The organism is Calothrix sp. PCC 7507, from assembly GCF_000316575.1.
In the GTDB taxonomy this organism is placed as follows: domain Bacteria; phylum Cyanobacteriota; class Cyanobacteriia; order Cyanobacteriales; family Nostocaceae; genus Fortiea.
The window spans coordinates 5,865,170-5,875,698 of the sequence record NC_019682.1; the positions used below are offsets into that span (position 1 = coordinate 5,865,170).

Genomic DNA, 10,529 nt, shown 5'->3' on the forward strand with positions numbered 1-10,529 from the left:
CCCGCTCTTGCTCTGTAAATGATGGGAGTTGATGAGGGAATACTAAAAGCTGAAGCCTCAACGATTCAGCACTATGACTAATACCCAAGTCAGGATAAGCGGATATCATGTTAGCGAACAACTCTACAACGGTTCCAGAACCCTAGTTTATCGAGGATATAAAGAGCAAAACCAACAGCCTGTAGTTATCAAGCTGCTGAAAAATCCTTATCCCAGCTTTACTGAACTCTTGTCCTTTTGCAATCAGTACACCATAGCCAGAAATCTCAACGTACCTGGAATTATTCAAACCTACAGTTTGGAGACATATCAGAATGGCTATGCGTTGGTAATGGAAGACTTTGGGGGAATTTCCTTAAAGCAATGGAGAAGTGTACCAAGCCTGATGGAATTTTTGCTCTTAGCGATCGCCCTGTGCAATATATTAGATGTTCTCATTCGCCATCGCATTATTCACAAAGATATTAAACCTGCGAATATTCTGATTAATCCAGAAACTGGCGACATCAAACTCATTGACTTTAGTATTGCATCTCTACTGCCACGGGAAACCCAATCCCTGAAAAGTCTCAATGTGTTGGAGGGAACACTCGGCTATTTGTCGCCGGAACAAACCGGACGCATGAATCGCGGCATAGACTACCGCACGGATTTCTATTCTCTAGGCGTAACTTTTTACGAGTTATTAACGGGAAAATTACCATTCCCATCAAACGATCCGATGGAGTTAGTGCATTGCCATATTGCCAAACTTCCACCTTTGATGCATGAGATTAATCCAGAAATTGCACCGACACTCTCAGAAATTGTCATGAAATTGATGGCGAAAAATGCTGAAGACCGCTATCAAAGTGCATTCGGGCTGAAATATGATTTAGAAACTTGTTTGCGTCAACTGCAGCAGACGGGCAAAATTGCCAGTTTCGCGATTGGGCAAAGGGATGTTAGCGATCGCTTCATTATCCCTGAAAAACTCTATGGTCGAGAAGAGGAAGTGAAAACTTTGCTAGCAGCGTTTGATCGCGTTACTAATCATCAAATGGTTACTGAGCGTAGCCGAAGTACGGAACTGATGTTAGTGGCCGGGTTTTCTGGTATTGGTAAAACGGCGATTATTAACGAAGTCCATAAGCCGATTGTCGAACAACAGGGCTATTTCATCAAAGGCAAGTTTGACCAGTTTAATCGTAATATTCCTTTTTCTGCTTTTGTACAGACGTTTCGAGATTTAATGAGGCAATTGCTCAGTGAAAATGATACACAATTATTAGCTTGGAAAACCAAAATCTTAACAGCGTTGGGTGATAATGGGCAAGTTATTGTTGAGGTAATTCCAGAACTAGAACAAATTATCGGTCATCAACCACCTGCACCTAATTTATCTGGAACTGCGGCACAGAATCGCTTTAATTTACTCTTTCAAAAGTTTATCCAAGTATTCACTACCAAAGAACATCCCCTAGTGATTTTCTTGGATGATTTACAGTGGGCAGATTCAGCATCTTTGAAGTTAATGCAGTTGCTGATGGATGAGTCAGAAGTGGGGTATCTATTATTAATTGGAGCTTACCGCGATAATGAGGTTTCTGCTGCTCATCCTTTGATGTTGACACTAGAAGAGATTGCTAAAGCCAAAGTCACAATTAACATTATTACACTAGCACCGTTGAGTGCAGCAAGTTTAAACCAATTAGTTGCCGATACCCTCAGTTGTTCACCAGAAGTTGCACAACCATTAACTCAATTGGTATATCAAAAAACCAAGGGTAATCCATTTTTTAGCACGCAATTTCTCAAAGCACTGTATGAAGATGGGCTGATCCAGTTTGATTTTGATGGGGGAACTTGGCAATGTGACATTCCGCAAGTGCAAGCCTTAGCTCTGACGGATGATGTCGTTGAATTTATGGCATTGCAATTGCAGAAGTTGCCAACAGCGACGCAGGATGTGTTGAAATTAGCGGCGTGTATTGGTAACGAATTTGACTTAGCCAGCTTGGCAATCGCAGGAGGTGCAAGCTCTAATAATGTATCTGAAACATCAGAAGCCGAAACTGCAACAGCCCTATGGAAAGCTTTACAAGAGGGGTTAATCCTACCTCAAACTGAAGTTTATAAGTTCTATATAGGTCAAGAAATTCAAACAAATGCACAACAAATCTCACAAGCAGTTACTTATAAATTTTTACACGATCGCGTCCAACAAGCTGCTTATTTTCTGATACCTGAAGAGGAAAAACAGACTACTCACTTAAAGCTGGGACAGCTACTGTTAAATAATATTTCTGCGAGCGAACAACAAGAGAAGATTTTTCAGATTGTTAGTCAATTGAACATGGGCTTGGGGTTAATTACTCACCAGACAGAACGCAATCAAGTAGCTCAGTTAAATCTTGTAGCTGGATGCAAAGCTAAGGCTTCCACTGCCTATACTGCTGCGGTTGAGTATTTAACGCTAGGAATAGAACTGCTAGCAGTAGATAGCTGGCAAAATCAGTATGATCTGACGCTGGCGCTGTATGAAGAAGCCGCAGAAGCAGAATACTTAAACACCCACTTTGAACAAGCTATTAGTTTAGCAGACTTGATATTGCAGCAAACCACACATCTGTTAGACAAAATTAAAACCTATGAGCTAAAAGTGCAAATTTATATTGCTCAAGATCAGCAAGTTCAAGCTATTGAAACAGGGTTAAAAGCACTAGAGCAGTTAAAAATTTCGTTGATATTACCTGGTGTCGAGCAGAAGAATTATTTAAAGCCACTACCAGAGTTGACGAATTTAGCCAACATCCCAGAAATGAGCAATCCTGAATCTCTGGCTGCACTGCGGTTGCTGATTAGCATTACTCCTCCTGTTCATCATGTCAAGCCAGAGATGTTTCCGTCAGTGGCGCTGACAATGCTCCATCTTTGTCTTGAGCAGGGACATTCATCCCTAGCTGCTTTTGTCTATGGAATCTATGGCTTATTTCTGTCTGCTGTCATTGGCGATGTAGATACGGCTTATCACTCAGGTCAGATATCTCTAGAGCTACTAGAACAATACCATGCTAAAGAAATTAGCTCCAAAATTTATATGCTCTTTGGTGCTTTTATATGTGCTTTCAAGGAGCATGGTCGAAATACTATTCAATTGTTACGAGAAGGTATGCAGTGTGGGCTAGAAGTTGGAGACATCGAATACGCTAGCTATTCAATGATGGCTGAGTGTAAACATTTATTCTTGATTGGAGAACCTCTAAATTCTGTTGATCAAAGGCAAGCAAAATATATTGATTTACTTTTAAACTTCAAACAAAAGCATTGTGTTGATTATGCCCAGATTTGGCGGCAACTCACTTTAAACTTCCTCGGACAAACCTCTGACCAATTTCACCTGACTGGGATTGATTTTGATGAGACAGAAATGCTACTGCATTTTCATAAAACCCATAATCATCAGTCACTATTTGCCATCTATGTAGCCAAAACAATTGTACTTTATAATTTTCAAAAGTATGAACAGGCTGTAACTAATGCAGAGCAAGCCACTGAGTTTGTAGATGGAGCCTTTGGCCCACTAATTGTTGCTGGACATAACTTTTACTACTCTTTGTCCTTACTTGCACAGTATTCTGAGTGCGATAGCCATCACCAGGAACGTTGCTTAAATCAAGTAGCTGCCAACCAAAAACTCATGGGCTACTGGGCTGATCATGCTAGAGCTAATTACCAGCACAAGTATGATTTAGTTGCAGCAGAAACAGCGCGAGTGATGGGAGATCCACTCAAAGCAATGGAGTATTATGATCGCGCCATTGCAGTCGCTAAAGAAAATGGCTACCTCAACGAAGAAGCACTTAGCAATGAGTTAGCAGCCAAATTCTACCTCAACTGGGGCAAAGAAAAGGTAGCTCAAGCCTACCTCCAAGAAGCCTATTACTGCTACGCTCTTTGGGATGCCAAAGCTAAAATCGATGACTTGGAAACACGTTATCCGCAATTACTCCAAACTATTCTGCAACAAAAGCAATTCACTCTCCAGCCCTTAGAAACCCTCGCCATACCTTCCCGCACCATCCATCAACCAACGCAAACATCTAGCTCCAGCAGCACTTCTATCTCTGAAGCCTTAGATTTTGCCACCATCCTCAAAGTCTCCCAGAGCCTGTCTAGCGAGATTCAATTAGATAAATTGCTCCAAGGCTTGCTTAATGCAATTATGACCAATGCTGGAGCCAGCAAATGTGTGCTGATGTTGATGCATGATAATGACTTGCTCATAGAAGCGATCGCTCAACTAGGACAAGAACCCAGCATTGGGCTAGCATTGCCAATAGATCAGAGTTTTGATGTTCCTATCAGTCTAATTTACATTGTCAAACGCAGTCTACAATCTCTTGTGATTGATGATGCCAGAACTGAGGCGTCTCTGGTGGCTGATTTTTACATCACAAAGCACCAGCCTAAAAGCCTACTGTGTCATCCCATTGTGCATCAGGGTAAACTGCTGGGAATTTTGTATCTGGAAAATAACCTGGCTACGGAAGCATTTACAGCAGATAGGTTGGAAATTGTCAAGCTTCTTTCATCCCAAGCTGCCATTTCGCTCGAAAATGCTAATCTCTACAATACTCTCGAAGAAAAAGTTAGCGATCGCACTCAACAACTTTCCCAAGCTTTGGAAGAACTCAAAACGACTCAAGATCAACTCGTAGAATCCAAGAAAATGGCTGCTTTAGGTAGCTTGGTTGCAGGGGTTGCTCATGAAGTCAACACCCCTGTAGGTACTAGCATCACACTGGTATCAACCCTAATTGATAAAACTACTACTCTCATCACCACAGTTGAGCAGGGACAGCTGAAACGGGCTGATTTGACCAACTACCTGAACATAGCTAAAGAATGCGGAGACATTATTTTAACAAACCTGAATAGTGCCGCCGAGTTGGTGCAAAGTTTCAAACAGGTTGCTGTCGATCAAACCAACCTGGAGCAACGCACTATTAAGGTCAAACTTTATCTGGAAGAAACCCTTTTTAGTTTGGCACCAAATTTAAGAAAAACACTACATACAGTAACTATAACTGGCGATGATACTGTAACCATCACCAGTTATCCAGGAGCCTTAGCACAAGTTGCCACCAACTTGGTGATGAACTCCCTCATGCACGCATATCAGCCTGAAGAAACTGGGGAAATGCACTTTCAGGTGTTAAAGCAAGGCGATCAGGCGATCATTCAGTACCGTGATGATGGTTGTGGTGTTCCGGAAGAACATTTGAGCCGCATTTTTGAACCCTTTTTCACCACAGCAAGGCATCGGGGTGGGACAGGGCTAGGACTGCATATTGTCTACAATCTTGTCACCCAAAAATTGCGAGGAACGATCAATGTGCAAAGCCAAGTGGGGATGGGAACCCTATTTATAGTAACCCTTCCACTTGAGCCACAGGTCACTCCATCAACGCCAGAATTAGGGATGAGCGAGTATGTCCAACGAAAATCAAATAGTTCCCAAATCAGCCACTGATGCTCTGTTCGTCTTTGCGGACGACGAGGATAGGTTTATCTTGGCAGATGACGATGGCGGACAACCAACCAATAAAAATGATAGTGGTTCCCAAATCGTTCCCAACTCTCCACCAGCGCCTGTAGCAATTTGGAAAGTCTTGATCGTGGATGACGATGTATCAGTCCATCGAGCCACAATCCTGGCACTCGAAGATTGCACCTTTGAGGGTAAATCACTGATGTTTCTCCATGCTCACTCTGGTGCAGAAGCGAAGTATTTAATCCAAGCACATCCAGATATGGCGTTAATTTTGCTGGATGTCGTTATGGAAACACATGATGCTGGATTGCAGGTAGTTCAGTATATTCGAGCAGAATTACACAACCACCAAGTACGAATTATTTTACGTACAGGTCAGCCTGGAGAAGCGCCCGAAGCCTCGGTTATTCTTGACTACGATATTAACGACTATCGGCTCAAAACAGAACTGACAAGGCAAAAGCTGATTACAGTGGTGATTTCTTCCCTCCGTTCCTACGGTAATATCCTCACAATAGAAAACCAAAATTCTGAACTAACCCATACCTTAGAGCATCTTCAACAAACTCAAGCTCAACTAATTCAAGCAGAAAAAATGTCGTCTTTGGGTCAAATGGTTGCAGGAGTTGCTCACGAAATTAACAATCCGATAAACTTCATTTATGGCAACCTGTTTCATACAGAAACTTATGTGCAGGCTCTACTAAAACTCATCAAAACCTATCAAGAATATTATCCCCTTCCAGTGGCAGCGATCCAAACTACGGCAGAATCTATTGATTTACCGTTTTTGATGGAGGATTTACCTAAACTACTCGACTCAATGCAAGCTGGAGCTAACCGGATTAAACATATTGTTGAATCACTGCGTAACTTCTCCCGCTTAGATGAAGCCCAAATTAAACCAGTAGACATTCACTCTGGTATTGATAGCACTCTGTTAATTTTGCAGCACCGACTCCAAGCTAATGATCAGCATCCAGAGATCACAGTGATTAAGGAATATGGTCAACTGCCTTTGGTTAACTGCTATGTCGGTGCCCTCAATCAGGTATTTATGAATATCTTGAGTAATGCAATTGATGCCTTGGATATGGGGATTGGCAATTCGGTAATGACAAGTGAAACATTTTCGCTCCCGACAATTCGCATTCGCACTGAAATTCAGGATGCTAATAGAGTGCTGATTCATATTGCTGACAATGGTACGGGTATGAGTGAATCAATACTTAAGAGAATATTTAATCCTTTTTTTACCACTAAGCCTGTGGGTAGCGGCACAGGTTTGGGATTATCGATTAGTTACTCGATTGTGGTGGAACAGCATGGCGGTCATTTAACCTGTTCTTCCGCGCCAGGTAAAGGTACAGAGTTTGTTATCGATATTTCTATTGGGAGTTGCGCCTGATGCGTGGTAATAATCAAAATTTGTATGTGTTGCTGCCAGATGAGTAAACTTGATAAGATGCAACAGGTAATTAGGTGAATGAGTGAGAGCGGTGTTAACGACGATCGCAGCTACAGCCAAAGAACTATCATCGAAGCAGGGCAAAAGGTCAAATTTGTTGATTTAGGCACTTCGTTCACCCCTGCATTTGACAAGATAACCAGCGTTCTCGTTGTCCCTTTTACCCAAGATGGTTTGATTATCTGCGCTCACCTTGACCGTGGTATTGATTTACCTGGGGGACATGTCGAAGTAGATGAACTGACTTGTGAAGTAACCGCCAGACGTGAGGTGATGGAAGAGGTTGGGGTAACGCTGGGTGAATTAAAACTGGTGAAGGTTATCCAATCTGATTACTACGGTAGCGAACCTGAACAACTGACATATATTGTGGTGATGACTGCATTTGTTGAGGATATACTTCCAGGTGAATGCACACATGAAAGTTCAGGAAGAAGCATCATCGATATTGAGCAGTTTATCGCTCAATATCAAGCTGGCGACAAAGAAGATATGCACCGCATCGTGCTAGATGCTAAAAAAGTCCTATAGCGGTTCTCAGTTGGATGCAATACAAAATTATATCGTCGCTTGTAGGGTCACGGCAGTGCGGTGACCTTATGAGTGTATTGGACTCAAGCGATAACCGCTATATTTGATTTAAGTATTTAAGGGAATTTTCGCCTTTTGAAACACTTGCTCAACAGTAAATTCTAACCCTGGAAATAGAGCATCTTGCAGTATTTCATCTCCCATATAAGTCTGTGGCGCTGCATCTGGATAAAACACAGTGATGCTTCTGGCTTGGCTATCTACCACCCACACCCGCAATACTTGAGCATCTAAATAGTCTTTGGCTTTAGCCGCCATTTGTCCAAAAGTTTGTCCAGGTGAGAGAGTCGCAGTCTTGGCGGTTTCCGTCGATTGCGAACTCTCGAACCCGAAGGGCGAAATAATTTCAATTACTAAATCAGGAGGAACAGGACATGCTTCATCTTCGTTCCAATTAGCGGGTAAGCGTTCATGAGAGATGTACAAAACATCAGGTGTCGGTACCCAATCTTTTCCTCGACGCTTTAATACAACAGACCATTCTGCACAAACTACTCCCCGTTCCTCACTTTCTTGCTCAATTAGATTGACAAAGGCGTGAGTCAGTTTAGAGTGAAAAAACTTTGGTGACATCTTAGGAATTGCTTTGCCATCAACGAATTCGTAGGTTATATCTCCCTCGCCTGGGGGAAGTTTCAAAAACTCTTCTAAGGTGAGTTGATTACTGGCTTGGAGTATCATGGCACGTTAAATCAGTTATCAGTTACTCGTACTGAGCGGAGTCGAAGTATCAGTTATCAACTGATTGTAATTGGATGATCAATCACATGTGCTGCAAGACTTTGCGGATGGTATCTGCTGGGACTTCATCGGTGATTGTCACTACACCAATTTGGGTTGGCAAAATAAATCTAACTTTGCCATCTCTGACTTTTTTATCTAGTTGCAAAGCGTCAATAATCCCTTCAATATCTATCCCCTCTGGTAACTGAGTTGGTAAACCCGCTTTTTGAATTAGGGCGTTTTGGCGTTCTACATCTTCCTTTTGCCACAATCCCAGTGCTGCTGCAATTTGTCCTGCTGCTACCATACCTATAGCGACAGCTTCACCGTGATTAACTAAACGATAACCTGTTAAGCTTTCTACTGCGTGACCAATGGTGTGACCATAGTTTAGAATTGCTCTGAGTCCACCTTCTTTCTCGTCTTTGCTGACGACATCGGCTTTTGCTTGACAAGAGCGGGTTAATATGGTTTCTATAAGTTCCGGCTTGACGTAGCGGAGTTGATTCAGGTGTTTGCTGGCTTCTAACTGAGCAAATAATTCCGCATCCCAAATTACACCATATTTAATCACTTCCGCCATTCCCGCCCGAAACTCGCGCATCGGCAGAGTTTTTAATACATCTGGGTCGATTAAGACAAAGCGCGGCTGGTAGAATGCGCCAATTAGGTTTTTCCCGTGGGGATGGTTCACCCCAGTTTTACCCCCTACCGAAGAATCAACCATTGCTAAAAGCGTGGTGGGTACTTGTACTACATTAATTCCCCGCAGCCAAGTTGCAGCCGCAAAGCCAGCCATATCACCAACGACACCTCCCCCCAAAGCCACGATAGTAGAAGAACGTTCTAGGCGATGTTCTAGGGCGCTATCGTAGATTTTTTGGATGGAGTTGAGGTTTTTGTAGCGTTCCCCTGGTGGTAGGTTACAGGTAGCAACTTCAAATCCTGCTGCTGTGAGAGAAGTTATTGCTCTTTCGCCATAATGTTTAAATATCGTCGGATTAGAAACCAGCAGTACTTTCTTGCCGAGATGCAAACTGGTCATCCGTTCACCCAGTTGGTCTAAACTCGCAGAGGCGATCGCAATCTCATAAGACTGCTCTGGTAGATTCACATTAATAACAGAAGTCATTGCCTAGCCCTAAACACACGTCCGTGGGCTGTATTCTACCGTATTGTAGGTGGAATATTGACGGACAGGATGTAGAGATAAGTCAGCTTGTGTTATTTCTATAATTCCTGGCACAAAATGTTGATAAAAACAATTGCTTGCTAGGAAACTATTCTTTATACTATCAAACTCATTTTTGCTTGCGCGAATTGATGAGTATATTCTATACTGAACAACGTTATAAGCTTTAGGTAAGTTGAAAATTTGCAGTCATAGATTAACCAATTCAGCAGTTAGCTTGATCCTTATATAGGAATCCGGTTTGATTTTTGAGAAATTCTAAATATCTTGTAGGGTGGGCAGTGCCCATCCCACGTTTAATTCAAAAATCAGATAGTGACCCTAATTAGGATATAAATTATTTCAGACGCGAACTCACATCATCCGTATTGATTTAGCTACAGCATATACCTTGATAAATTCAAAAGCTTGCAGGTTTAAATAGTATGAAATGGAAACTAAGTTTATCTGCTCAGATGTTAGGTGCTATCACCCTTGCCCTTAGCTCTATTGCTACTCTAATTCAACCAGGCTATACACAGAGTAACAAGTTTTACTGTGGTATGAGTGGGGGTGTGCCAGCAACATTAGTTCGGACTTCCAGGGGAAATATACCAGTAATTCGTTGGGTGGACAATACCTTTCCTGCACCTTGGACTCCCCAGCTACGTTGTGAAGAAATATCTGCAAGATTCCAAAATTTCTACAACAATGGCACACTAAATTTTCTAAGAGCAGGTAAATTTGGTCAGCAACCTGTATTGTGTGTTGCCAGTTACAAGGGTGGTTCTTGTCTGCCTAACGGAGTGTTGGTGACATTGAAGGGTGATACTGATGCTCCGCGGACGCTCCAACGGTTATTGGATCGCCAAGGTTTAGGTGGTGGTAGACCAATTGATCTGAGTGGCGGTGATGGTAAACAATTGTTGTCTTACGACAAAGACGTAGCCTACCTGGATGTAGCCAAGTTCCTCTCTCAAGTAGAAAGTTCAGGAAGAGGCGAATCCTGTCCAGCAGGAAAACCAGCTTGGCAATGTTGA

The 10,529-nt window shown here is 42.4% G+C and carries 6 protein-coding genes; 4 read left to right on the top strand and 2 right to left on the bottom strand.

All coding sequences use genetic code 11. The features are described from left to right. Positions 1-73: 73 nt before the first annotated feature. The 3 genes from CAL7507_RS25125 to CAL7507_RS25135 all read left to right on the top strand — a co-directional run bounded on the left by CAL7507_RS25125 (position 74) and on the right by CAL7507_RS25135 (position 7,535). Positions 74-5,515: an ATP-binding sensor histidine kinase gene (locus tag CAL7507_RS25125; protein ID WP_015131296.1), complete on the top strand. Its 5,442-nt coding sequence runs from the start codon at positions 74-76 to the stop codon at positions 5,513-5,515. Then, positions 5,475-6,944 carry a sensor histidine kinase gene (locus tag CAL7507_RS33730; RefSeq protein ID WP_015131297.1) on the top strand — a complete coding sequence of 490 codons (1,470 nt, stop codon included), beginning with the start codon at positions 5,475-5,477 and terminating at the stop codon, positions 6,942-6,944. The genes CAL7507_RS25125 and CAL7507_RS33730 overlap by 41 nt, the downstream gene beginning before the upstream one ends. Positions 6,945-7,022: 78 nt before the next feature. Continuing rightward, a complete protein-coding gene (locus CAL7507_RS25135) occupies positions 7,023-7,535 on the top strand; it encodes an NUDIX domain-containing protein (RefSeq protein WP_015131298.1) in 513 nt (170 codons plus the stop codon). Positions 7,536-7,643: 108 nt separating this feature from the next. Here the strand turns inward: CAL7507_RS25135 and CAL7507_RS25140 are convergent, their stop codons facing one another. Both CAL7507_RS25140 and aroB read right to left on the bottom strand, forming a co-directional pair. Further along, a complete protein-coding gene (locus CAL7507_RS25140; RefSeq protein WP_015131299.1) occupies positions 7,644-8,276 on the bottom strand; it encodes a Uma2 family endonuclease in 633 nt (210 codons plus the stop codon). 82 nt (positions 8,277-8,358) lie between these two features. Next, positions 8,359-9,450: a 3-dehydroquinate synthase gene (gene aroB, locus CAL7507_RS25145; protein ID WP_015131300.1), complete on the bottom strand. Its 1,092-nt coding sequence runs from the start codon at positions 9,448-9,450 to the stop codon at positions 8,359-8,361. A gap of 485 nt (positions 9,451-9,935) precedes the next feature. Between aroB and CAL7507_RS25150 the strand changes: the two genes are divergently transcribed. Continuing rightward, the gene (locus CAL7507_RS25150; RefSeq protein WP_015131301.1) at positions 9,936-10,529 is read left to right on the top strand and encodes a COP23 domain-containing protein; all 594 of its coding nucleotides are present in this window, start codon (positions 9,936-9,938) and stop codon (positions 10,527-10,529) included.